Source organism: Clavibacter michiganensis, from assembly GCF_021216655.1.
GTDB classification, from domain to species: domain Bacteria; phylum Actinomycetota; class Actinomycetes; order Actinomycetales; family Microbacteriaceae; genus Clavibacter; species Clavibacter michiganensis.
Genome location: NZ_CP080437.1, coordinates 1845936 through 1871512 on the forward strand (window position 1 = coordinate 1845936; position 25577 = coordinate 1871512).

Genomic DNA, 25577 nt, shown 5'->3' on the forward strand with positions numbered 1-25577 from the left:
GCACCCCTTGCGACACGCGCGAATCCTCAACATACCCCGGGTATTCGCCCTGAGAACGGATCGGTGTTACCGCCGTGTAACAGTTGCCGGCCGGCGCACGAGTCCCGCCGTGACAGGCATCCGCTCCGATCGCGCACCGCCCACCGTGCATCACCATCGCCTGCTGCACGGCAGCCGTTCAGGCTTCGTCATCTCCTTCCGTGTAGCGACCAGGTGCCGCACGCACGACGGAGGGCGGGTGCCGTCCGGCACCCGCCCTCCGCTCGCCTCACGCGACGATCAGCGCACGAGGATCCTCTGCGCGCGGCTCGTGCCCCCGCCGACGAGGTTGTCGCCCGCGTAGGAGGCCTGCACCGTGCGGGTCCCCGGCGCGATGCCCGCGATGTCGGCGCAGCCCGTGCCCGAGCCGTCGAGGGGCACGTCGTGCTCCGCGCCGTCCACGGTCACCCGCACCACCCCGGTGGCCGCCTGCTTCCCGGCCGACGTCACCGACACCCGCACGTGCACGGTGCCGCTCGCGGTGCCCCGCGGTTGCGTCACCTGGAGATGCACCGTCGCAGCGTCGCGTGCCGTGACGGTCGGGCTCGTGGCGACGCCCGTCCGCCCGTCGGATGCGGTGGCGGTCACCCGGACGGCGAGCGCCGTGCCCGCGACCGCGGAGGTCACGCGGAACGTGGATCCCGTCGCCCCGGCGATCGGCGTGCCGTTCGACAGCCACTGCGTCGCGAGCGTGACGCCCTGCGGCGTCCACGTGCCCGTCGACGCCGTGAGCGTCTGCCCGACGTCCGGCGTTCCTGTGATGGCGGGAGCCGTGGTCGCCGTGGGAGCCGCGGAGGCCGCGGGCGTGGTGACGCCCACGATCGTGGTGGCGGTCGAGCCGCCGTAGCCCACGAGCCCGACGTACGACCTCCCGGCGGCGAGACCCGACCACGAGGCCGTGTAGGTGGCCTTCTTCCCCGCGGTGACGGGGAGCTGGGCCGGCGAGACCGCGAAGGATCCCTCCCCGCCCGTGCCCTGCACGTCGTACCGCGTGAGGTCGAAGTCGACGCTCGTCGCCGAACCCGCGAGCTTCGAGGCCTGCACGCCGACGATGTAGTCGCCCGCCTCCGGCGCCTGCACGACGATGCGCTCCGACAGCGAGGACGTCTGCTGCAGGCTGATGAGCTTCCGGTCGTCGTCGGTCTTGCCCACCTTCTGGAGGTACAGCAGGAGGTCGGATGCCCCGTCGACCGGCGCCGCGTCGAGGACCAGCGCCTTCTCGCCCGCCTTCACCGTGATCTCGGCCCCGTCGGCGTCGGTGGCGGTGACGCTGCCGGAGTGGCCGGGGTGGCCGGTGTCGCCGTCGCTCAGCAGCTCACCGGCCGCGAGCCCGGCGGTCGTGAGCGGGATCCGGCCCGTGGTGCCCGCGTTGACCGACACGTCGGCCTTCCCGCTCCTGCCGGTGCCGTCGACCGACGCCGGGGCGACGATCGCGGTGGGCCGCACCGCGATGGGGCTGCGGACGGTGCCGGCGGATCCCGTCCAGGTCAGCGAACCGGTCGACCAGACGTCGGACGGCGCACCGCGCTTCGCGGTGATGCGCACCTGGAAGGACTTCGTCTGGCCGGGGGCCGTGAACGTCAGCCGGGCGGGCGTGACCTTCACATCAGCCTGGGACAGGCCCTGCACGGATGCCGTCCAGGTGCCCGCGGTCAGCGACGTCACGGTGCGCGTGACGGTCGTGGATCCCAGGAGCTTGCCGACGCCGATGCTCGGCAGGTTCAGCTGGGACGGCGCCACGGGAGCCACCGGGTGCGGCAGCGCGAGCCCCGTGGCCGCGGCGTAGCCGGCCCAGTCCTTCGCGCCGCTCGGGTAGTAGAGGCCCGGGTTCAGGAACCGGTCCGGCGCGATCTGCCCCGCTCCCTGCGCGAAGGGATCCGTGGCGGGCTTGCCGTTCGCGTCGAGCGTGTCGGTCGCGGTCGTCATGAGCGCCGACTTGACCTCGGCCGGAGACGCCTTCGGGTGGACGCCGAGGTAGACGAGCCCGAATCCGGCGATGTGCGGCGAGGACATGGACGTGCCCGAGTACGGGGCGAAGGCGGGCTTGCCCCCGTCGTCGCTGATCGCGGCCAGGATCCCCACGCCGGGCGCCGTGATGTCGGGCTTGATGGTGTCGCCGCCGTCGACGTCCTCGGAGGCGCCGCGGGAGCTGAATCCCGCCACCTGCGGCGCGGGGCGCTCGACTCCCGTCGTGTTGCCGTCCGTCAGGGTCACCGTGGCTCCCGCCTTCGCCGCGTAGTCGACGATCGTCTGCCGGGCGTCGGCGTCGAGGTGCACCGTGGGGACGGTGTGGCGGTCGAGATCCTGGGAGTCGGGCTTGACGTTGGTGAGCACCATGCCGATGCCGCCCGCGCGCTTGACCTCCGCGCTCTTTTCGATGCGGGGCGACACGCCGCGGTCGCACTGAACGATGCGTCCGCGCACCTTGGTGGGATCCAGAGTCCCCTTGCCGCAGAGCTCAGGCGACGTGGCGCCCTTCACCCCGGAGTCCACCGCGCGCACGAGGGGGCCCGAGACGGGTGATCCCACGGTCGCGGAGGCGCCGGCGAACTTCGCTCCGCTGCCGAGGGTGACCGTCCCGGAGTAGTTGCGCGGCACGCTGCTGGCCGCGACGGTGGTGACCCACGGCTCGGTGTTCTCGACCGTGCCGGCGTCTGGGCCGCTGTTGCCCGCCGACGCCGCGACGAAGATGCCGGCGTCCGCCGCGCCGAGGAGGGCGCGCTGGAACGCGTCCTCGGTCTTGCCGGGGCCGCCGAGCGACATGTTGAGCACGTCGACGCCGTCGGCGGTGGCCTGCTCGATCCCGGCGACGATGTCCGACAGCTCGCAGCCGTCGTCCGCCTCCTTCGACGGGTCGGGCCCGCTCCAGCACACCTTGTAGGCCGCGATCTTCGCCGCGGGGGCGATGCCGGCGATGGTCTCCTGGATGGTGCCCGCGGTCGCCGCCACGCCCGCGTCGCCCGCGGCCGTGCTCGCGGTGTGGCTCCCGTGGCCCGCGGTGTCGAGGGGCGACAGCTTCTCCTGCGGCCCGTTGGGATCGCCCGAGGCGGCTCGTCCGGCCTCGAACGAGCGCGCGCCCACGATCTTGGTGGAGCAGTCGTCGGCGGTGAACCCGTCGCCGGTCTCGCACGTGCCGTGGAAGACGGTGCCGTCGCCCTTCCGGAAGTCGATGCGGGAGCCGTCGAGGTAAGGATCCGCCCCGGGCGTGGACCCGAGGGGCTTCCCCGCGAAGGAGGGGTTGTCCGGGGCGATGCCGGTGTCGAGGACGCCGATCACCGTGCCCTCGCCGGCCTTGTCGGAGCCGCCCACCTTCGACCAGAGACCGTCGTCGCCCTCGAGCCCGAGGAAGCGGGAGTCCGGCGTGGACGTGGTGTGCAGGGTCCGGTCGGGCTCCACGCTCAGCACGTCGCGATCGTGGCCGAGCGCCTGGACCTGCGCCGCCGTCAGCTCGGCCGAGAAGCCGTCGACGGTGAGGGCGTACCGGTTGGTCGGGGTGACCCCCGCCGCGCTCGCGGCCGAGTCCTGGAGCCGGGTGAGGTGGTCGGAGTAGCGCTGCACGGCGTCCGACTGCGCGTCGAGGCGGGCGCCCGGCTCGACCCGCGTGGGCGCGAGCCCGTCGAGGGTGCCGTCGTAGGACGCCGCGGGTTGGTCCCGCAGGGTCACGAGGTAGCTGCCGTCCCCCGCGCCGACGGGGACGACCGCGGTGGGAGCGTCGTCCGCGCTGGCCGTCGTGGTGCCGGCCGCGACGAGCGCGAACGCGAGGGCGCAGGCCGCGAGCGGACGGCCCGCACGCAGGCGGCGCCTCCGGTCCGGCAGGAGCGGGTCTCGATGGATGGGCATGGCTGTTCCCCCCTGTCGCCGGCATCGACCGGCTCGTGGATCCGCGGAGGCCGGGACGCGCAGCACGCGCGAGCCCCCGTCGCGGAGTCGCGTCGTCGACGCGATGGGCAGAACCGTAGGGAGGGAGCGACGCTGCCCGTCGGTCCTCTGCACACGCGTCGCCCGCCCGGGACGTCGAGAGGCCCCGCCCCCGGTTCGGGGGCGGGGCCTCTCGGCGTGCGGTGGCGTCGCGCTGACACCCGCGGGATCAGGCCAGGCGCGTCTGCAGGTTCTCCGCGAGCGACGCGAGGAACTCCTCGGTCGTCTGGTACGGCTGGTCCGGTCCGACGAGGAGCGCGAGGTCCTTCGTCATCTTGCCGCTCTCGACCGTCGTGATGACGACGTCCTCGAGGGTGTCCGCGAAGGTCTTCAGCGCGTCGTTCCCGTCGAGCTTGGCGCGGTGCGCGAGGCCCCGCGTCCAGGCGTAGATCGACGCGATCGGGTTCGTCGACGTGGGCTTGCCCTGCTGGTGCTGGCGGTAGTGGCGCGTGACCGTGCCGTGCGCGGCCTCCGCCTCGACGACCTTGCCGTCGGGCGTGGTGAGCACGCTGGTCATGAGGCCGAGCGAGCCGAAGCCCTGCGCGACGGTGTCCGACTGCACGTCGCCGTCGTAGTTCTTGCAGGCCCAGACGTAGCCGCCCTCCCACTTGAGCGAGGCGGCGACCATGTCGTCGATGAGGCGGTGCTCGTAGGTGAGGCCGGCTGCGGCGAACTGGTCGGCGTACTCGGCCTCGAAGACCTCCTGGAACAGGTCCTTGAAGCGGCCGTCGTAGGCCTTGAGGATCGTGTTCTTCGTGGAGAGGTACACGGGGTAGTTCCGGGCGAGGCCGTACGAGAGCGACGCGCGCGCGAAGTCGCGGATCGAGTCGTCGAGGTTGTACATGCCCATCGCGACACCGGATCCGGGGCTCTGGAACACCTCGAACTGCTGCGGCTCGGAGCCGTCCTTGGGCGTGAAGGTCATCGTGAGCGTGCCCTCGCCCTCGAAGCGGAAGTCGGTGGCGCGGTACTGGTCGCCGAACGCGTGGCGGCCGACGATGATCGGCTTGTTCCAGCCGGGCACGAGGCGCGGGATGTTGCTGATGATGATGGGCTCGCGGAAGATCGTGCCGCCCAGGATGTTGCGGATGGTGCCGTTCGGCGAGCGCCACATCTTCTTGAGGCCGAACTCCTCGACGCGCGCCTCGTCGGGCGTGATGGTCGCGCACTTGACGCCGACGCCGTGCTTCTTGATGGCGTTGGCGGCGTCGATCGTGATCTGGTCGTCGGTCTCGTCGCGCTTCTCGATGCCCAGGTCGTAGTACTCGAGGTCGATGTCGAGGTACGGGTGGATGAGCGTGTCCTTGATGGACTGCCAGATGATGCGCGTCATCTCGTCGCCGTCGAGCTCGACGACGGTCCCCTCTACCTTGATCTTCTCCACGAAGTCCTCCTCATGCTCGTCGGTCGCCTCCGTGCGCGTCTCCGTCGGCGCGCGCCGGGTCCGGCTCGTCGCCGGTGGATCCGTGGGCCAGCCTACCCGGCGGGCCCTGTCTCTCGACATCGAGACATCGGCGGGTCCGGGTCGGATCCGCGCCCCGACGCCGCGCCCGGACGCCGCCTCCGACCCGGCCAGGCGCACCTGGCCCGACGGAGGCCCGCCCGATACCCTGTGCCCATGAGCGACATGACACTCGAAGAGCTGAGCGCCCGAACGATCGTGGCGGCCAACACGCTGACGCTCAAGCCGGGCCAGGAGGCGTTCGTCGCCCCCGTGTCGCACTCCATCGCCGAGGCCTACGTCAATCCGACCACCGCATGGCCGCGCGTGGTCATGGAGGACGGCGAGGTGGTCGGCTTCATCATGGGCAACTTCGACCCCGAGGCCCACGAGGAGATCTTCCGCAGCTGCATCTGGCGCATCAACGTCGACGCCGACGCGCAGGGCCACGGCGTCGGCCGGTTCGCGGTGCTCGCGCTCGCGGACGAGGCGCGCTCGCGCGGCTTCGATCGGCTGACGGTCGTGTGGGAGCCGGGCGAGGACGGGCCGGAGGAGTTCTTCACCCACGTCGGCTTCGAGGTCATCGGCGAGACCCAGTACGGCGAGGCCATCGGCGCGCTGGCGCTCTAGCGCGTGGCCGTCTTCGCCACCCCGGGCGAGTTCACCGACCGCGTGCTCGAGGTCGTCGCCGAGATCCCGTCGGGCCGCGTCATGACCTACGGCGACGTCGCCGCTGTCTTCGGCCGCCGTGGTGCCCGAGCGGTCGGGATGGTGCTGCGCTACCACGGCGCCGGGCTGCCCTGGTGGCGCGTGCTCCGGGCCGGCGGGCACCCGCCGACCGGGCTCGCCGACGAGGCCCGTCCCCGCTACGAGGCTGAGGGCACGCCGCTGGTCGACGCCCCGACCGACGCGGGCTACCGCGTCGACCTCGAGGCGGCACGCTGGTTCCCGTGATCCGCTGACCGCTCGCCGCTCTGCGCCCGTCCGCCTGACGGCCGAGCGCGGGTCATGCTCCGGGACCACGGCCGGGGCCTCGCGGCCGATGCGCGGCGGATCCCGCTCCGCTGGACTGGGAGCATGCCCCATCGCCCGTCCGCTCAATCCCTCGCCACCGCCCCGCTCACGATCCTCGTCGTGCTGACCCTCACCGGCTGCGGCGCCGCGAGCACCGTCGGCGGGATGACCACCCCCGCGGATGCGCGCGTCTACGCCACGGCGGCGGACGCCGACGGACGCATCCCGACGTGGATCCCCGCGGACGCGACCGACATCCGCATCAAGACCTCGCTGCGGGGCGAGGGCGCGATCCTCGAGTTCCGCTCCGCGACGCGGGCCGACCGGCTGGGCTGCGCCGCCGCGCCCGCCGACGCCCCCGCACCGACCGTGCAGGACACCTGGTGGCCGGATCCGTCCCCCACCGCGGCCATGACGTGCGGCGACGGCTGGCTGGCGGCCGCGGACGGCGACGCCGTGCACGCGTGGCTGCCGAAGGGCTCCCCCGCGCTCGACCTCTGACCGCACGGTGTCCGGACGCGACGCGGCCCGGGCCCCTCCCCATCGGGAGGCACCCGGGCCACGATCACGCGAAGCGCTAGACCAGCGACTCCCGCCACGCCGCGTGCAGCTGCGAGAACCGGCCCGTGCCCTGGATGAGCGACTCCGGCGTCCCGTCCTCGACGATGCGACCCTGCTCCATCACGAGCACGCGGTCCGCGATCGCGACGGTCGAGAGCCGGTGCGCGATGATGATCGCCGTCCGGTCGGCGAGCAGCGTCGTGAGGCCCTGCTGCACGAGCCGCTCGCTCGGGATGTCGAGCGAGCTCGTCGCCTCGTCGAGGATCAGCACCGCCGGGTCCGCGAGGAACGCCCGCGCGAACGAGATCAGCTGGCGCTGCCCCGCCGACACCCGGCCGCCGCGCTTGTTCACGTCCGTGTCGTATCCGTCGGGCAGGGACTCGATGAACGTGTGCGCACCCACCGCCTCCGCCGCCGCCCGGATCTCGCCCCGGGTCGCGTCGGGCTTGCCGATCGCGATGTTGTCGGCGACGGATCCGGAGAACAGGTACGCTTCCTGCGTCACCATCACGATGGCGCGGCGCAGGTCCTTCGGGTGCAGGTCGCGGAGGTCGATCCCGTCGAGCGCCACGCGGCCGCCGGACGGGTCGTAGAACCGGGAGATGAGCTTCGCGAGCGTCGTCTTTCCCGCGCCGGTGGATCCGACGAGCGCGATCGTCTGCCCCGCCGGCATGTCGAGGTCGAAGCGCGGCAGGATCGTCTTGCCCTTCCCGTACCCGAACTCGACGCCCTCGAAGGAGACGTGACCGGTGGACTCCCACAGGTCGACCGGCGTCACGGGATCCGGCACGCTCGGCTCCTCCTCGAGCACGCCCGAGATCTTCTCGAGCGCGGCCGACGCCGACTGGTAGCTGTTGTAGAACATCGCCATGTCCTGCGCCGGCCCGAAGAACTGCCGCGTGTAGAGCACGACCGCGAGCAGCGCGCCGATGCCGAGCTGCCCGTCCGCGACGCGCAGCCCGCCCACCAGGAGCACCACCGCGACGGTGATGTTGCCGATCAGGATGAGGCCCGGGTCGAAGATGCCGAAGACCTGGATCACGCGCATGTTGGTGTCGCGGTAGCCCTCGACGTGCTCGGAGAACTCCTCCGCGTTGCGCTTCTCCTTGCGGAAGGCCTTCACCGCGCGGATGCCCGTCATGGTCTCGACGAAGTGCACGATCAGCCGCGCGGACTTCACGCGCGTCTGGCGGAACAGCGCCTGCGACTTCACCGCGAACCAGAGGCTCAGGAAGAACAGCGGCACGAGCGCCGCGAGCAGCACGAGGCCGGAGACCCAGTCGAAGGAGAACAGCGCGATCGCGGTGAACGCCATGTACAGCGCGCCCTGCACGAGCTGGTTGATGCCGCCGTTCAGCAGCTCCCGGATCGAGTCGAGGTCGCTCGTCTGGCGGGAGATGATCCGGCCCGACGTGTACGTCTCGTGGAACTCCAGGCTCAGCTTCTGCGTGTGCAGGAACATGCGCTTGCGGAGGTCGAGGAGGATCTCCTGCGCGATGCGCGCCGACATCACCTGGTACTTCGCGACCAGCACGGCGCCCGTGACCGCGACGAGGACGTACGCCCCGATCACGAGCGCGAGCAGCGTAGGGTCGCCGGTGCCCAGCAGCGACGGCAGCGCGCGGTCGAGGCCGATGCCGATGAGGGCGGGGCCCGCGACGTTCGCGGCCGTGGCCACGAGGATCGTCGCGGCCGTGAGGATCAGCGTCCGCTTGACCGGCTGGATGGTGCTGACGAGCAGCCTGGTCGAGCGGCGGCGGATCTGCTTGCTCTCGACGCGGGAGAAGTCGTCCCTCTCCTCGCCGGTGACTCCGGTGACGCTCATGCTGAGGCCTCCTCGCGCACGGTGTTCCCTTCCACGTCCAGGCTCGAGATGACGAACCGGTAGTGCTCGCTCGTGGCGAGCAGTTCGGAGTGCCGGCCGACCGCGGTGATGCGGCCGTCCTGCATGAGCGCCACCCGGTCCGCGAGCATCACGGTCGAGGGGCGGTGCGCGACGATCAGCGCGGTGGTGGAGGCGAGCACGCGGCGCAGCGCCGCCTCGACGAGCGCCTCCGTGTCGACGTCGAGCGCCGACAGCGGGTCGTCGAGGACGAGCACGTCCGGCGCCGCGGCGACGGCGCGCGCGAGGGCGAGCCGCTGCCGCTGACCGCCGGAGAGGCTGAGCCCCTCCTCGCCGACGGTCGTCTCGACGCCGTCGGGCAGGTCGTGCACGAAGCCGGCCTGCGCGATGTCGAGCGCCACCTGCAGCACCCGCTCCGCCTCGGGCCCGCCGGCGGCGAGGTCGGGTCGGCCGAGCAGCACGTTGTCGTGGACGCTCGAGGAGAACAGCGTCGCGTCCTCGAAGGCCATGGCGATCCGGCTCCGCAGCTCCTCGAGCCCCAGGTCGCGGATGTCCACGCCGTCGAGCTCGATGCTGCCGCCGGTCACGTCGTAGAGCCGGGTCGTGAGCGCCGTGAGCGTGGACTTGCCGCAGCCGGTGACCCCGACGAGCGCCATGGTCTCCCCCGGCCGCAGGTCGAGGTCGACCCCGTCGATGAGGTCGGGCTGGCCCGCGGAGGCGTCCTGGTAGCGGAAGCGCGCGCCGCGGAAGACGAGGTGCCCGCGGGGCTCGGCGATCCGCACGGGGTTCGCCGGATCCGTGATCGCGTCCTCCTCGTCCATCACCTCGAAGTAGCGGTCGATGGCCGTCCGCGCGTCGAAGGTCATCGACAGGAGGAAGCCGATCGACTCGATCGGCCAGCGCAGCACGGCGGCCGTCGCGAAGAACGCCACGAGGTCGCCCACCGAGATCTCACCCGCGGACGCGAGCAGCACGCCGCCGAGCAGCGCCAGGGCGAAGGTCAGGTCGGGCACCAGCAGCAGCCAGAGCCAGATGCCGGCGATGGCCTTCGCCTTCTTGATCTCCGTGCCGCGCAGCTCCTCCGCCTGCTCCGCGAACGCGTCGTGCATGTGCTTGCCGCGGCCGAACGCCTTCAGCACGCGGATCCCGTGCACCGACTGCTCGACGCTCGTGGCGAGGTCGCCGGACTGGTCCTGGCTGAGCCGCGCCACCGAGGAGTACTTCTGCTCGAAGAGGTAGCCGTAGACCCAGAGCGGGATGGAGCACACGAGGAAGCCGAGCCCGAGGCGCCAGTCGATGGAGACCAGGAAGCCGATGCCCACCAGGATCGTGAGGATGTTCACGATGAACAGCACGAGGCCGAACGCCATCCAGCGGCGGATGAGGTTCAGGTCGCTGACCATGCGCGACAGCAGCTGCCCGCTCTGCCACCGGTCGTGGAACGCGACGGGCAGCCGCTGCAGCTTCCTGTAGAACGCGTTCCGCATGTCCGCCTCCATGAGCGTGCCGGGCTTCAGCACGAACCAGCGACGGAGCGCGATCATGGCGGCCTCGAGGATCCCGAGGCCGAGGATCAGGAGCACGGCAGGCACCACGGCAGCCGAGTCGCCGTCGCCGAGCGGGCCGTCCACGAGGCCGCGGAGGATCTGCGGGATGACGAGCGACAGCAGCGAGCCGACGAGCGCGACCACCATGCCCGCGATGATGCTGGGCATGGCAGGCCGGGCGAACGGCAGCAGCCGCATGAGCACGGCGATCGTGCCGGGACGGGGGCCGCGCCGCTCGGAGGGCGCCTGGTCGGACGTCGCCTGGTCGGACGATGCGGGCGGTGAGGTGGACACGAGTCATTCCTTCTGTGATCGGCCGATGCGCGGCCGGGCGTGCGGGGCGACCGCGCGCGTCAGGACGCGCGCGGCGGAGGATCGGGGGTGGATGGATCTCGGGGAGGGCGAGCAGCTCCCCGGCGAGACGGGAGCGGTGGAGCAGACGGGGGATCCGATCGGGCGCCGCGGGTGCCACCGGCGATCCGCACCGAGACGCGATCGCTCGGCGAGGCCGAGCCGCGCTTCCGGCCCTATCGCTCTCGGTCGCCCGCCGCGCGCCCGACGCCGGGGCGTCGAGCGGGGAGGTCAGCTGGCGGAGCGGGAGGACGCGGTCGCGGCCACCTCGTCGATCCGGTGCGAGATGGTGCGTGCGTATGTCGTCGATGTCGTGGTCATGACACCCTCCCTGGCTGCGTATGCGATTCACGTCTGGGCCGCGCCGATCGACCACGTGAATGGCCACCCCAGGCAGCCTTCCAGGATATGGAGCGCGAGACCCACGCACAAGAGCCCGGCCCGCATCCGAGGATGCGGGCCGGGCTCGAGTGGTGCGGTGCTGACGCGTCCCGTGGTGCGGACGCGCCTGCCGCGGACGTCAGCCGATGCGGACCGACAGGCAGGTGACGCAGCCCTCGAGCTTCTCGAACTCGCTGATGTCGACGGCGACGACCGCGTAGCCCAGTCCGCGGAGCAGGTCCGCCGTGCGAGGAGCGGCGGCCGACAGCAGCAGGGTGTCGTCGTCGAGCGCGACGACGGCCACGCCCTCCGCCTCGGGGACGGGGAGGAAGGACGGGAACAGCCGCGGCGCGTCGACCAGCGGCTCGTACCCGATGACCGTGCCGTCCGGCAGCGCCGTGACCTGCGACTTGAGGTGCAGGGTCCGGCTGACCGGGACGCCGACCACGGCGTATCCGAGGGGCCGGGCGATCTCGCGCAGCCGCTGGATCCCCGCCGCGTTGGTCCGGCCGCTCGCACCGACGTAGAGCGTGCGCCCGACCGCGAGCACGTCGCCACCGTCGAGGGTCGCGGGCAGGTCGATGGACGTGACCGACAGGTCCATGTCCTCGAGCGCACGCTCCACGCCGGTGCGCTCCCCGCGGCGCGAATCGGCCCCGGAGGTGAGCAGGACGGCTGTGGTGCCGAGGACGAGCACGGCATCCTCCACGAAGACCGAGTCCGGGTGGTCGTCGGCCGGCGGCACCTCGCGGGTCGACCATCCGTGCTCCTCGAGCGCGAGCACGTAGCGCTCCCACTGCTGGTCCGCGAGCTCGGCATCCACGGGCCGGCGGTCCAGGTGCGTCAGCTCGCCGTCGGCGAGTCGCGACGACGGGATCCGTACGAGGGCGATGCGCTCCGGCTCGACCTCCCCGTCCGCCGCGGCGACGAGCCGGATCCAGAGCCGACGGCCCAGGAGGATGGACGTCAGCGCGACGCCGAGGACGAACATCAGGTTGAGGCCGAGGAGCGTCTCGAGCAGCGGACCGACGATGTCGCCGCTGAAGGTGGCGCCCTGCCCCAGGGCACCCACGAGGCTCCCGGTGAGCGCGCCGACAACCGCGGCCGCGACGGATCCGAGGATCGACGTCCACAGGCGCCGGTGCATGCCCACCCCCGCGAGCGCCGCGAGGAGGACGAAGGCGACGAGCGTGTGCACCGTCCAGTAGTCGAGGAGCGTCACCAGCACGGCAGCGCTCGGCTGGTTGGAGCTGAAGAGCGTCAGGACGCTGAAGAGCAGGCCGATGATCGCCGATACGCCCGCGGACACGAGAGCCGCGGAGAGCGCCCTGCCGAGGGGAGCATTCGACATCCCTGCGCGCGAGGCACGCGTCGCCGATGGACGGTTGTCCGTGGGTGTCGCTGAGGTCGTGGACGGTCCACCGTCAGCGGAGTCGCCGGGCTGGCCGGGTGTGCGGTCGTTCTCGCGGGATTCGGTCACGAACGACGACGATAACGGCACCCCTTATGACCGGCATGTGAGGGGGCTGACAGGCACGCACCTCGAACGACGGTGTGGTTCGGGTGTCAACGCAGAAAGGCCCGCCGCACGATGTGCGACGGGCCTCCCCGATCACTCTCAAGTTAAGTCCGGCGGTGTCCTACTCTCCCACAGGGTCCCCCCTGCAGTACCATCGGCGCTGAGAGTCTTAGCTTCCGGGTTCGGAATGTGGCCGGGCGTTTCCCTCTCGCTATGGCCGCCGAAACACCTCATACACACCCACACGGGGCATGAAATCTGTGATGAATCGACCAGTCAAGCTGGTTGTTCAATTAGCACCCGACCGTATATCGGGAACCACATAGTGGACGCAAGCAAAGTGTTTTCAAGATATCGGCTTATTAGTACAGGTCAGCTCCACGAGTCTTTAGTCCTCGCTTCCACATCCTGCCTATCAACCCGGTAGTCTAGCCGGGAGCCTTCACCCTAAAAGGGATGGAAATCTCATCTCGAAGCCGGCTTCCCGCTTAGATGCTTTCAGCGGTTATCCGTTCCGAACGTAGCTAATCAGCGGTGCTCCTGGCGGAACAACTGACACACCAGAGGTTCGTCCATCCCGGTCCTCTCGTACTAGGGATAGATCTTCTCAAATTTCCTACGCGCGCAGCGGATAGGGACCGAACTGTCTCACGACGTTCTAAACCCAGCTCGCGTACCGCTTTAATGGGCGAACAGCCCAACCCTTGGGACCTACTCCAGCCCCAGGATGCGACGAGCCGACATCGAGGTGCCAAACCATGCCGTCGATATGGACTCTTGGGCAAGATCAGCCTGTTATCCCCGAGGTACCTTTTATCCGTTGAGCGACAGCGCTTCCACAAGCCACTGCCGGATCACTAGTCCCGACTTTCGTCCCTGCTCGACTTGTCAGTCTCACAGTCAAGCTCCCTTGTGCACTTACACTCGACACCTGATTACCAACCAGGTTGAGGGAACCTTTGGGCGCCTCCGTTACTCTTTAGGAGGCAACCGCCCCAGTTAAACTACCCACCAGGCACTGTCCCTGAACCGGATTACGGTTCGAAGTTAGATATCCAGAGTGACCAGAGTGGTATTTCAACAATGACTCCACCCGAACTAGCGTCCGAGCTTCACAGTCTCCCACCTATCCTACACAAGCCACACCGAACACCAATACCAAGCTGTAGTAAAGGTCACGGGTCTTTCCGTCCTGCTGCGCGTAACGAGCATCTTTACTCGTAGTGCAATTTCGCCGAGTTCGCGGTTGAGACAGCTGGGAAGTCGTTACGCCATTCGTGCAGGTCGGAACTTACCCGACAAGGAATTTCGCTACCTTAGGATGGTTATAGTTACCACCGCCGTTTACTGGGGCTTAAATTCTCAGCTTCGCACTTGCGTGCTAACCGTTCCTCTTAACCTTCCAGCACCGGGCAGGCGTCAGTCCGTATACATCGTCTTGCGACTTAGCACGGACCTGTGTTTTTAGTAAACAGTCGCTTCCCACTGGTCTCTGCGGCCTTCAAACGCTTCAGGAGTAAATCCCTACACGCCTCAGGCCCCCCTTCTCCCGAAGTTACGGGGGCATTTTGCCGAGTTCCTTAACCACGATTCTCTCGATCTCCTTAGTATTCTCTACCTGACCACCTGAGTCGGTTTGGGGTACGGGCGATTGGAACCTCGCGTCGATGCTTTTCTCGGCAGCATAGGATCACTGATTTCGTCCGTGAGGACTACCCATCGGGTCTCAGGCTACATAGAAGACGGATTTGCCTATCTTCTGCCCTACATCCTTAGACCGGGACAACCATCGCCCGGCTCAGCTACCTTCCTGCGTCACACCTGTTAATACGCTAAACGCCCCAGCGTAGGGTCGTGTGCTAGGCCAAGACCGTCACCCCGAAGGGATCGAATCAAGGATTCAGACACTTAGCATTACTGGATTGTCTTGGGCGGTTCTTCATCGGTACGGGAATATCAACCCGTTGTCCATCGACTACGCCTGTCGGCCTCGCCTTAGGTCCCGACTTACCCAGGGCGGATTAGCCTGGCCCTGGAACCCTTGGTCTTTCGGAGGACGGGTTTCTCACCCGTCTTTCGCTACTCATGCCTGCATTCTCACTCGTGTGGCCTCCACGGCTGGTTCACACCGCCGCTTCGCTGGCCACACGACGCTCTCCTACCCATCCATACGACTGGACCACGAAGGCCTGCCTATAATATAAATGCCACAACTTCGGTGGCGTGCTTGAGCCCCGTTACATTGTCGGCGCGGAATCACTTGACCAGTGAGCTATTACGCACTCTTTCAAGGGTGGCTGCTTCTAAGCCAACCTCCTGGTTGTCTATGCAACTCCACATCCTTTCCCACTTAGCACGCGCTTAGGGACCTTAGATGGTGGTCTGGGTTGTTTCCCTCTCGACGATGAAGCTTATCCCCCACCGTCTCACTGCTGCGCTCTCACTTACCGGCATTCGGAGTTTGGCTGAAGTCAGTAACCTTTTGGGGCCCATCGTCCATCCAGTAGCTCTACCTCCGGCAAGAAACACGCAACGCTGCACCTAAATGCATTTCGGAGAGAACCAGCTATCACGAAGTTTGATTGGCCTTTCACCCCTATCCACAGCTCATCCCCTCCATTTTCAACTGAAGTGGGTTCGGTCCTCCACGACGTCTTACCGTCGCTTCAACCTGGCCATGGATAGATCACTTCGCTTCGGGTCTAGAACATGCGACTCATACGCCCTATTAAGACTCGCTTTCGCTACGACTGCCCCTCACGGGTTAACCTCGCCACATATCACTAACTCGCAGGCTCATTCTTCAAAAGGCACGCTGTCACACCAACAAGGGCGCTCCAACGGTTTGTAAGCAAACGGTTTCAGGTACTATTTCACTCCCCTCCCGGGGTACTTTTCACCTTTCCCTCACGGTACTTGTCCGCTATCGGTCATCTGGGAGTATTTAGGCTTATCAGGTGGTCCTGACAGATTCACACGGGATTTCTCGGGCCCCGTGCTACTTGGGATACTCTCCGGACAGGCGACGACATTTCGACTACGGGGTTCGCACCCTCTATGACTGGCCTTTCAAGACCATTCGTCTATATCGCGCTCATTGCCCTCACAGCTCGGTAGAACTGTACGGAAAGTCCCGCAACCCCGACCATGCAACTCCTACCGGATATCACACATGATCGGTTTGGCCTCTTCCGGTTTCGCTCGCCACTACTAACGGAATCGCTTTTGCTTTCTCTTCCTGTGGGTACTGAGATGTTTCACTTCCCCACGTTCCCTCTACCCGCCCTATATATTCAGGCGGGAGTCACCAGGTCACCCAAAGGGCCTGGCGGGGTTTCCCCATTCGGAGATCCTCGGATCAAAGCTCTATTATCAGCTCCCCGAGGCTTATCGCAGATTTATACGTCCTTCTTCGGCTCCAGATGCCAAGGCATCCACCGTTTGCCCTTAGAATCTTGAAATCACATGAGATTGAATCGTTTCGCCTCCCCGAAGGGAGACAGAATTGACCAATGATCTATAAATAGATCTTTGTGATCCACCGGAAAACCGGTGAATCTAAGATGCTCGCGTCCACTGTGTAGTTCTCAATATACGGGCGGTACCCCACCACCATCCACAACAGGACGACGGAAAGGGTCCGACAAGAAACCAGACACACCCAAAAGGTGCGGCCCGGTCCCTCAGGACCCAACAGCGTGCAACATGCCCTCGACACACCAGACCACGTTCCCACCCCACAAGGAGGCGTACTAGCAGCCCGACACATCAGCCGGCATCAATGTCAATGTTCCACCCATGAGCGCCACCGCCAGAACAGACGCCTGACGCGTGACTTGGCACCCTTGATCTCCCTGTATACAGAGGAGAGGTGCACATGCTCCTTAGAAAGGAGGTGATCCAGCCGCACCTTCCGGTACGGCTACCTTGTTACGACTTAGTCCTAATCACCGATCCCACCTTCGACAGCTCCTCCCTTGCGGTTAGGCCACTGGCTTCGGGTGTTACCGACTTTCATGACTTGACGGGCGGTGTGTACAAGGCCCGGGAACGTATTCACCGCAGCGTTGCTGATCTGCGATTACTAGCGACTCCGACTTCATGAGGTCGAGTTGCAGACCTCAATCCGAACTGAGACCGGCTTTTTGGGATTCGCTCCACCTTACGGTATCGCAGCCCTTTGTACCGGCCATTGTAGCATGCGTGAAGCCCAAGACATAAGGGGCATGATGATTTGACGTCATCCCCACCTTCCTCCGAGTTGACCCCGGCAGTCTCCTATGAGTTCCCACCATTACGTGCTGGCAACATAGAACGAGGGTTGCGCTCGTTGCGGGACTTAACCCAACATCTCACGACACGAGCTGACGACAACCATGCACCACCTGTATACCGACCTTGCGGGCACACATTTCTGCATGTTTCCGGTATATGTCAAGCCTTGGTAAGGTTCTTCGCGTTGCATCGAATTAATCCGCATGCTCCGCCGCTTGTGCGGGCCCCCGTCAATTCCTTTGAGTTTTAGCCTTGCGGCCGTACTCCCCAGGCGGGGAACTTAATGCGTTAGCTGCGACACGGAGACCGTGGAATGGTCCCCACATCTAGTTCCCAACGTTTACGGCATGGACTACCAGGGTATCTAATCCTGTTCGCTCCCCATGCTTTCGCTCCTCAGCGTCAGTTACGGCCCAGAGATCTGCCTTCGCCATCGGTGTTCCTCCTGATATCTGCGCATTCCACCGCTACACCAGGAATTCCAATCTCCCCTACCGCACTCTAGTCTGCCCGTACCCACTGCAGACCCGAGGTTGAGCCTCGGGATTTCACAGCAGACGCGACAAACCGCCTACGAGCTCTTTACGCCCAATAATTCCGGACAACGCTTGCACCCTACGTATTACCGCGGCTGCTGGCACGTAGTTAGCCGGTGCTTTTTCTGCAGGTACCGTCACTTTCGCTTCTTCCCTACTAAAAGAGGTTTACAACCCGAAGGCCGTCATCCCTCACGCGGCGTTGCTGCATCAGGCTTTCGCCCATTGTGCAATATTCCCCACTGCTGCCTCCCGTAGGAGTCTGGGCCGTGTCTCAGTCCCAGTGTGGCCGGTCACCCTCTCAGGCCGGCTACCCGTCGTAGGCTTGGTGAGCCATTACCTCACCAACAACCTGATAGGCCGCGAGTCCATCCCCAACCGAAATTCTTTCCACGACCAGACCATGCGGCCAATCGTCATATCCGGTATTAGCTACCATTTCTAGCAGTTATCCCAGAGTCGGGGGCAGGTTACTCACGTGTTACTCACCCGTTCGCCACTGATCCGCCAGAGCAAGCTCTGACATCACCGTTCGACTTGCATGTGTTAAGCACGCCGCCAGCGTTCGTCCTGAGCCAGGATCAAACTCTCCATAAATGCTTAAACGCACGACCACCCGAAAGCGACCGGCACATCTAAAGCCAGACGTGAACGGGAATCGAACACGAACCAGCAAGTTTGAAACCGACAGAACAAATCATTACTGACTTGCTTGTTTGTTTAAATGTATTCCAAAGGAATCCGAAACGAGCATCCGAAGGACACCCGCAACGGGTATTTGGCATTTGACATTGTGCACGCTGTTGAGTTCTCAAGGAACGGACGCTCCCGACACCGACCATCACAGCCAGCCATCGGAGCTCACACTCCACCGCTCCCCGTGGGAGTGACCCAGACCAGAAGGCCCAGCACTCACGTCGGAAGCAGAATCAGACCCTAGCTCAGTTGATGGTAAACACGCAACCCTTCAGGGCCACGGCAACTTCTGTTTCACCAGGATCACCACCACCAGAACAGCTCCGGAAGCTTCTCGCTTCCCGCCCGTTCCGGCGACAAGAGGAGACATTACGCGGACCACCCCACCCCCGCAAAACAACCCGCATCCCGGGCGTGTCGCAACGGCCTCCGCGGACGTCGCTGTGGCGGCCCCTTGGGACCGCCGCAGCGACGCGTCAGTGGAAGAAGTGGCGCTCGCCCGTGAAGTACATGGCGACGCCGGCGGCGCGGGCGGCCTCGACGACCTCCTCGTCGCGCACCGATCCCCCGGGCTGGACCACCGCGCGGACCCCGGCGTCGAGCAGGACCTGCAGTCCGTCGGCGAACGGGAAGAACGCGTCGGACGCGGCCACCGACCCGGAGGCGCGGTCGCCCGCGCGCTGCACGGCCAGATGGCAGGAGTCGACGCGGTTGACCTGCCCCATGCCCACTCCCACGGAAGCACCGTGGTGGGCGAGCAGGATCGCGTTCGACTTGACCGCCCGGCAGGCCTTCCACGCGAACTCGAGGTCCGCGAGCGTCTGCTCGTCCACGGGTTCCCCGGTCGCCAGGGTCCACGACGCCGAGAGGCGCGTGCCGTCGGTCGGGAACCCGTCGCCGGACTGCACCAGGTACCCGCCCGAGATCTGGCGGGCCTCGAGCCCCTCGCGGTGGTACCCCTCGGGGAGCGTGAGCAGCCGGAGGTTCTTCTTCGTCTTCAGCAGGGTCAGCGCGTCCTCGTCGAACCCGGGCGCGACGAGGACCTCGGTGAAGATCTCCTTCACCGTCTCCGCCATCCCCAGCGTGACAGTGCGGTTCGCGGCGATGACTCCCCCGAACGCCGAGACAGGATCGCAGTCGTGCGCGCTGCGGTGCGCGGCGGCGATGGCGTCGACCGCCCGGGGCGCCGCGACGGCGATGCCGCAGGGGTTCGCGTGCTTGATGATTGCGACCGCCGGCTCCTGGAAGTCGTAGGCGGCGCGGACCGCGGCGTCCGCGTCGACGAAGTTGTTGTAGGACATCTCCTTGCCGTGCAGCTGCACGGCCTGGGCGATGCCCGCGCCGTCCGGCCGTCGGTAGAGCGCGGCGTCCTGGTGGGAGTTCTCGCCGTACCTGAGCACCTGGGCGAGCTCGCCCGCGACGTCCCAGCTCGCGGGCCATCCCGGGGCGGCATCCCCGGAGGCGTCGCCGCCGACGACCGTCGACCGGAAGTAGTCCGCGACAGCCCGGTCGTAGTCGGCCGTGTGCGCGAACGCCGCGGCCGCGAGGCGACGCCTCTGGTCGAGGGTGGTCCCCCCGGAGCGCACGGCCTGGATCACCTCGTCGTAGCTCGACGGGGACACGACGATCGCCACGTTCGCGTGGTTCTTGGCGGACGCCCGGACCATGGCGGGGCCGCCGATGTCGATCTGCTCGATCACGTCCGAGGAGGGGGCTCCCGACGCCACCGTCTCCACGAACGGGTAGAGGTTCACCACCACGAGCTGGAACGGCGAGATCCCGAGCTCGCCCAGCTGCGCCTCGTGCGACTCAAGCCGGAGGTCGGCGAGGAGGCCGGCGTGCACGGCGGGATGCAGGGTCTTGACGCGTCCGTCGAGCGCCTCCGGGAACCCGGTCACGTCCTGCACCGGCGTGACGGGGAAGCCCGCGTCTGCGATGGTGCTGGCCGTCGACCCGGTCGAGACGATCTCGACCCCGGCCTCCGCGAGAGCCGCGGCCAGCTCGAGCAGCCCCGTCTTGTCGCTGACGGAGACGAGGGCGCGAGCCACCTCGATCCCGTCTCGATCGCGGAACAGGGACGGGTCGTGACGGGGTCCGCTCATGCCGGGGACAGCTCCTTGAGGTCGATGGTGCCGAGGGAGATCGCGCGCACCGTGTCGACGAGGAGCCTGCGCTCCACGACCTTGATGCGCTCGTGCAGGGTGTGCTCGGTGTCGTCCGGCTCCACGGGCACGCGCTCCTGCGCGAGCACCGGCCCGGTGTCGACCCCGGTGTCGACGACGATGATGGACGCTCCGGAGCTCGTGGCCCCGGCGGCGATGGCGTCCCGGACGGCGTGGGCCCCGGGGAACTCCGGGAGGTACGCCGGATGGGTGTTGACGATGCGGGGCGCGAACGCCGCCACGGCGCGCGGCGGGAGGAGCCGCATGAATCCGCTGAGGACCACCAGGTCGGGCTCCCACCCGGCGATCGCCGCCGCCAGCTCGTCGCCCCACGAGGCGCGATCGGGGAAGCTCGCGAACGGCACGGTGAAGGTGGGGATGCCGCGCTCCTCGGCGAAGCGGAGGCCGTCGGCGTCGCGATCGGCTCCGACCGCGATGACGCGCGCCGGGTATCGCGCGTGGTCGGCCGCCTCGAGGAGGGCGTGGAGGTTGGTCCCGCTGCCGGAGATGAGGACGACCACGTTGAGCACGCGCACAGCCTATCCGCGTCCCTCGGGGCTGCGCCGGACGAGGGGGGCCATGAGGCCCGAGACGAACATGCCCGCGACGGCCGCGACGCCGATCTCGAGGAACGCGACGAGGAGGATCCACCCGCCTGCCGGGCCGACGTCGGCCAGGCGCCCCGGTCCGGCGGCACCGCCGGAGAGGACCGCGAGCAGGGAGAGCACGGCGGCGCCGACGAGGCCCATGCCGAGACCCGCGGCCAGGAACCACGGCCAGCGGCGCGCCTCGGGCTCGGGGATCCGGGCCACCCGCGGCGACAGGGCGACCGCGGCGACGAAGGACACGACGACCGGGACGAGGATGCCCAGGTACCCGAGGTCGAACGCGCCCTGCGGCAGGATGCCCAGGACCGGGACGGACGGGATCGGGCCGACGGTGGTCCCGAGCGGGGAGATGGACGACCCGGTGCCGAGGGCGAAGCCGGGTCCGACGAGCCACGACGCCGCCCACATCACCAGGTTCGGCAGGAGCGCGATCTGCGCGAGCGTGAGGGCGACGCCGCCGACGATCCCCGTCTGCAGCGTCTCGTAGAGGGTGATCACGGTCGCGTACTGGAGGCCGAGGAGCACCGCGACGACCACGGCGGAGATCGCGACGACGCCGAAGGCCGCGGCCGCTCCCCCGCGGACGGCCGTGGCCGCCAGGGAGGCCGCGCCGTCCGGGAGGCGGTCGAAGGCGTCGCGAGCGCCACGGATGGAACCTGCCGCGCGTCCCGTCGACAGGGACCCCCACCACCGGCGGGCCCGCGCACGATCGGCTCTCGCGATCCCGCCGACGAGGAGGCCGAGCGCGAGGACCAGCGTCGGCAGGATCGTTCCGCGGCCGACGGCCGGCGAGACGCCATCGTGCTGGGCCGCGAGCGCGAGGCCGAGGGACAGCACTGCGGTCGTGGCCACGGCGGAGAGCGCGCCGACGCCGGGGTGGTCGGTCTCGACGATGCGGCGGCCGGCGCGGATCCCGAGGAGCAGCGTGAGGAGCGCGAAGCCCAGGGGCGCCAGCGAGAGCGCGAACGGCGCGTCGACCCCCGGCAGGCCGAGGGACGAGGCGAGCGACGGATCCAGCGACGCCGTGAGCGGCACGCCGTGGCCGAGGAGCCACAGGTCGACGGCCGTGCGCGCGAAGACGCCCCAGTCGATCTGCAGGTCGTACTGGCCGGCCCACAGCGCGGTGAGCGGCACGAGGGGCAGGGCGACGCCGACCCCCACCACCAGGAGCGCCTCGAGTGCCGCGAACAGGGCGGTTGCGTGTCGGTTCATGCCTCGACGACCCTACCGGCCGGGCCGCGCGCGACCCGTGCGGCGACGGGCGCGCCGGGGCATCCGCGGGTCGATCCGCATGGGGAGGACCCGGGCACGACGACGGCCCGCATCCACCGGGGATGCGGGCCGTCGTCGTGCGCTCGCGAGAGCGTCGTCGCTACAGCGCGGCGAAGACCTCGCGGAGGAGGTTCGCCGTCTCGGTCGGCGTCTTGCCGACCTTGACGCCGGATGCCTCGAGGGCCTCCTTCTTGCCCTGGGCCGTGCCGCTGCCGCCGGAGACGATGGCGCCGGCGTGGCCCATGGTCTTGCCCTCGGGGGCGGTGAAGCCCGCGACGTAGGCGACGACCGGCTTGGTGACGTGCGCCTTGATGTACTCGGCCGCACGCTCCTCGGCGTCGCCGCCGATCTCGCCGATCATGACGATGGCGCGCGTCTCCGGGTCGGCCTCGAACGCCTCGAGGGCGTCGATGTGCGTGGTGCCGATGATCGGGTCGCCGCCGATGCCGATGGCGGTCGAGATGCCGAGGTCGCGCAGCTCGAACATCATCTGGTACGTGAGCGTGCCCGACTTCGACACGAGGCCGATGGGGCCGGCCTCCGTGATGGTGGCGGGGATGATGCCGGCGTTCGACTTGCCGGGGCTGATGATGCCGGGGCAGTTCGGGCCGACGATGCGCGTCTTCCCGCCGGTGCTCTTGGCGTGCGACCAGAACTCGGCGGAGTCCTTGACGGGGATGCCCTCGGTGATGACGACCGCGAGCGGGATGGCCGCGTCGATCGCCTCCACCACCGCGCTCTTGGCGAAGGCCGGCGGGACGAAGATGACCGACACGTCGGCACCCGTCTCTGCCATGGCCTCGGCGACCGAGCCGAAGATCGGGAGCTCGACGCCCTCGATGGTGACCGTGCTGCCGGCCTTGCGCGGGTTGACGCCGCCGACGACCTTGCTGCCGGACGCGAGCATGCGGCCCGCGTGCTTGGTGCCCTCGGAGCCCGTGAGGCCCTGGACGATGATCCTGCTGTTCTCGTCGAGAAGAATCGACATCTATCTGTTCCTGTTCTCTCTCGGGAGTTAAGCGGCGGCCAGCTCGGCGGCCTTGTCGGCCGCCTCGTCCATGGTTCCGACGACGGTGACGAGCGGGTGGGCGCGCTCCTCGAGGATGCGGCGGCCCTCCTCGACGTTGTTGCCGTCGAGGCGGACGACGAGCGGCTTGGTGGCGGCGTCGCCCAGCTTGTCGAGCGCGCCGACGATGCCGTTCGCGACCGCGTCGCACGACGTGATGCCGCCGAAGACGTTGACGAAGACGCTCGTGACCTGCTCGTCGCCGAGGATGACGTCGAGACCGGCGGCCATGACCTCGGCCGACGCTCCGCCGCCGATGTCGAGGAAGTTCGCCGGACGCACGCCGCCGTGCTGCTCGCCGGCGTAGCTGACGACGTCGAGCGTGGACATGACGAGACCCGCGCCGTTGCCGATGATGCCGACCTGGCCGTCGAGCTTCACGTAGTTGAGGTCGGACTCCTTGGCCTTCGCCTCGAGCGGGTCGGCTGCGGCCGCGTCCTCGAGGGCCGCGTGGCCCTCGTGGCGGAGGCCGGCGTTCTCGTCGAGCGTGACCTTGCCGTCCAGGGCGATGATCTCGCCCGACTCCGTGAGGACGAGCGGGTTGACCTCGACGAGCGTCGCGTCCTCGTCCCGGTAGACCCACCAGAGGCGCTCGAAGACGGGCGCGACCTTGGCGATGAGCTCCTCGGGGAACGAGGCGGCGCGGGCGATCTCCTCGGCCTTGGCGGCGTCGATGCCGGCGACCGGGTCGATCTCGATGCGGGCGAGCGCCTCGGGGCGCGTGACCGCGAGCTCCTCGATCTCCATGCCGCCCTCGTAGCTCGCGAGGCAGAGGTAGGAGCGCTCGGCGCGGTCGAGGAGGATCGAGAAGTAGAACTCCTGCGCGATGCGGGCGCCGGCCGCGACCATCACGCGGTGCACGGTGTGGCCCTTGATGTCGAGCCCGAGGATGCCCTCGGCGGCCTCGAAGGCCGCGTCGGCGCTCTGGGCGACCTTCACGCCTCCGGCCTTGCCGCGGCCGCCGGTCTTCACCTGCGCCTTCACGACGACGGTGCCGCCCAGCTTCTCGGCCGCGGCGCGCACCTCCTCGGCGGTGTCGGCGACGATCCCCGGGAGGACCGGGACGCCGTAGGACTCGAAGAGGTCCCTGGCCTGGTATTCGAAAAGATCCACGCGTGTCATCCCATCCGCACCCGCGCTCGGCGGTCATGTGCGTCGTTCGAGGCTGCGGTGCCACGACCGTCTGGCGGCGGCACCCGGTGTGTTGCGGCTGGTCGACGTGCCCGCCGCCCACCTGCGTGGGCCGGCCCGCCGCGTCGACGACCGTGGAGAGCCTATCGGGTCGCGGGTGCGCCGGCCCGGGTGCGCGTGGGCCGTGCGCCGACGCGCGATCCGCGGCCTGGGGAGGGAGACTGGGCGGATGAGGTCGAGGACGCATCCCGCATGCCGGCCGGACGGATCCATCCGCGATCTCGCGGGCGAGGGGATCCTGCTGGCCGCGGGGGGACGGGCCATCCTGCTCCAGATCGCCGACCCGTCCGTCGCGCGCGGCGTGGCCGAGCACAGCGGCTTCGCGTCGCGACCGCTCGACCGGCTGGAGGGCACGCTCGGCTACGTCTACGCGGTCGTCTTCGGCTCCCCGGACGAGGTCGCGCGCGCCCGGCGGATCGTCGGTCGCGCGCACGCGCCGGTCAGGTCCGCTGCTCCCGCAGCCGACGGATCCGCGCCGGCCTACTCCGCGTACGACCCCGACCTGCAGCTGTGGGTGGCCGCGACGCTGTACGACTCGGCCATCACGATGTTCGAGCTGTGCTTCGGCCGCCTGCCCGAGGAGGCCGCCGACCGCGTCTACCGCGAGTACGCCGTCCTCGGCACCGCGCTGCAGGTCCCCGAGGGCCGGTGGCCCGCGGACCGGGCGGCGTTCCGCGTCTACTGGGAGGACCGGATCCGGACCCTCGAGCCGACCGGGGACGCGCGGCGCGTGGCGCGGACGCTCCTGGGCGGACGCGTCGGGCCCCCGGTGATCCGGACGGTGATGCCCCTCGTCGCGCTCATGACGGCGGGGCTGCTGCCGCCTCGGATCAGGTCGGGCTTCGGGATGCGGTGGGACGCGCGGCTCGAACGGCGCCACGCGCGGCTCCAGGGGTCCGCCATCGCGGTGTACCGGGTGCTGCCGCGTGCCGTCCGCGAGGCGCACCGCTCGGTGATCACCCGCAGGTACCTCCGCCGCGACGCCGGGTAGCCGTCGCCCGGCCGCTCCTGCACAGGCGCACGGCGGCGGAACCCGTCCCCGGCTCGCCGACCTGCGTGCAGCGGCTCCGCGCTCGACCCGCACTGTGCGGCCATGACTCGGAACCCCTCGGCAGCTCACCCCTCACCCTCCTCAGCCCGACCCAGGCAGGACCGCC

At 68.4% G+C, this 25577-nt stretch carries 14 protein-coding genes and 3 rRNA genes; 4 read left to right on the forward strand and 13 right to left on the reverse strand.

The window, feature by feature from the left end; genetic code table 11:
- Positions 1-279 precede the first annotated feature (279 nt).
- Both K0V08_RS08575 and K0V08_RS08580 read right to left on the reverse strand, forming a co-directional pair.
- A complete protein-coding gene (locus K0V08_RS08575) occupies positions 280-3879 on the reverse strand; it encodes a S8 family serine peptidase (protein WP_079534959.1) in 3600 nt (1199 codons plus the stop codon).
- Positions 3880-4126: 247 nt separating this feature from the next.
- On the reverse strand, positions 4127-5341 hold the full coding sequence (locus K0V08_RS08580; protein ID WP_012039226.1) for an NADP-dependent isocitrate dehydrogenase: 1215 nt from the start codon (positions 5339-5341) through the stop codon (positions 4127-4129).
- Between the two features lie 234 nt (positions 5342-5575).
- On the opposite strand from K0V08_RS08580, the gene K0V08_RS08585 reads away from it, so the two are divergent.
- The 3 genes from K0V08_RS08585 to K0V08_RS08595 all read left to right on the forward strand — a co-directional run bounded on the left by K0V08_RS08585 (position 5576) and on the right by K0V08_RS08595 (position 6913).
- Positions 5576-6028 (forward strand): GNAT family N-acetyltransferase, encoded by a 453-nt coding sequence (locus tag K0V08_RS08585; RefSeq protein WP_012298037.1) that lies wholly within the window; start codon positions 5576-5578, stop codon positions 6026-6028.
- Between the two features lie 3 nt (positions 6029-6031).
- On the forward strand, positions 6032-6352 hold the full coding sequence (locus tag K0V08_RS08590) for an MGMT family protein (protein ID WP_012039228.1): 321 nt from the start codon (positions 6032-6034) through the stop codon (positions 6350-6352).
- 123 nt (positions 6353-6475) lie between these two features.
- On the forward strand, positions 6476-6913 hold the full coding sequence (locus K0V08_RS08595; RefSeq protein ID WP_227324698.1) for a hypothetical protein: 438 nt from the start codon (positions 6476-6478) through the stop codon (positions 6911-6913).
- 76 nt (positions 6914-6989) lie between these two features.
- Here K0V08_RS08595 and K0V08_RS08600 read toward each other — a convergent pair whose 3' ends face one another.
- The 11 genes from K0V08_RS08600 to sucC all read right to left on the reverse strand — a co-directional run bounded on the left by K0V08_RS08600 (position 6990) and on the right by sucC (position 24342).
- Entirely contained in the window at positions 6990-8798 is a 1809-nt protein-coding gene (locus K0V08_RS08600) for an ABC transporter ATP-binding protein (protein ID WP_012039230.1), read from the reverse strand.
- Positions 8795-10561, reverse strand: a complete 1767-nt coding sequence (locus K0V08_RS08605; RefSeq protein ID WP_174240318.1) for an ABC transporter ATP-binding protein — start codon at positions 10559-10561, stop codon at positions 8795-8797. Before K0V08_RS08605 ends, K0V08_RS08600 begins: the two co-directional genes overlap by 4 nt.
- 673 nt (positions 10562-11234) lie before the next feature.
- A complete protein-coding gene (gene ddaH / locus K0V08_RS08610; RefSeq protein WP_269435323.1) occupies positions 11235-12446 on the reverse strand; it encodes a dimethylargininase in 1212 nt (403 codons plus the stop codon).
- A gap of 276 nt (positions 12447-12722) precedes the next feature.
- Positions 12723-12839: ribosomal RNA gene (rrf, locus tag K0V08_RS08615) — 5S ribosomal RNA — on the reverse strand.
- A 117-nt stretch (positions 12840-12956) separates the two neighbouring features.
- Positions 12957-16075 (reverse strand): 23S ribosomal RNA (locus K0V08_RS08620).
- 427 nt (positions 16076-16502) lie between these two features.
- Positions 16503-18022 (reverse strand): 16S ribosomal RNA (locus tag K0V08_RS08625).
- Together the 16S, 23S and 5S rRNA genes form the textbook arrangement of a ribosomal RNA operon.
- A gap of 575 nt (positions 18023-18597) precedes the next feature.
- Complete coding sequence (purH, locus tag K0V08_RS08630) at positions 18598-20223, reverse strand: bifunctional phosphoribosylaminoimidazolecarboxamide formyltransferase/IMP cyclohydrolase (RefSeq protein WP_079534264.1); 1626 nt, start codon at positions 20221-20223, stop codon at positions 18598-18600.
- Positions 20220-20813 (reverse strand): phosphoribosylglycinamide formyltransferase, encoded by a 594-nt coding sequence (gene purN / locus K0V08_RS08635; protein ID WP_043561944.1) that lies wholly within the window; start codon positions 20811-20813, stop codon positions 20220-20222. The genes purH and purN overlap by 4 nt, the downstream gene beginning before the upstream one ends.
- A gap of 9 nt (positions 20814-20822) precedes the next feature.
- On the reverse strand, positions 20823-22103 hold the full coding sequence (locus K0V08_RS08640) for a cell division protein PerM (RefSeq protein WP_012039235.1): 1281 nt from the start codon (positions 22101-22103) through the stop codon (positions 20823-20825).
- A 160-nt stretch (positions 22104-22263) separates the two neighbouring features.
- Entirely contained in the window at positions 22264-23151 is an 888-nt protein-coding gene (gene sucD / locus K0V08_RS08645) for a succinate--CoA ligase subunit alpha (protein WP_012039236.1), read from the reverse strand.
- Between the two features lie 27 nt (positions 23152-23178).
- Positions 23179-24342 carry an ADP-forming succinate--CoA ligase subunit beta gene (gene sucC, locus K0V08_RS08650; RefSeq protein ID WP_012039237.1) on the reverse strand — a complete coding sequence of 388 codons (1164 nt, stop codon included), beginning with the start codon at positions 24340-24342 and terminating at the stop codon, positions 23179-23181.
- A gap of 247 nt (positions 24343-24589) precedes the next feature.
- On the opposite strand from sucC, the gene K0V08_RS08655 reads away from it, so the two are divergent.
- A complete protein-coding gene (locus tag K0V08_RS08655; RefSeq protein WP_012039238.1) occupies positions 24590-25411 on the forward strand; it encodes an oxygenase MpaB family protein in 822 nt (273 codons plus the stop codon).
- Positions 25412-25577 lie beyond the last annotated feature (166 nt).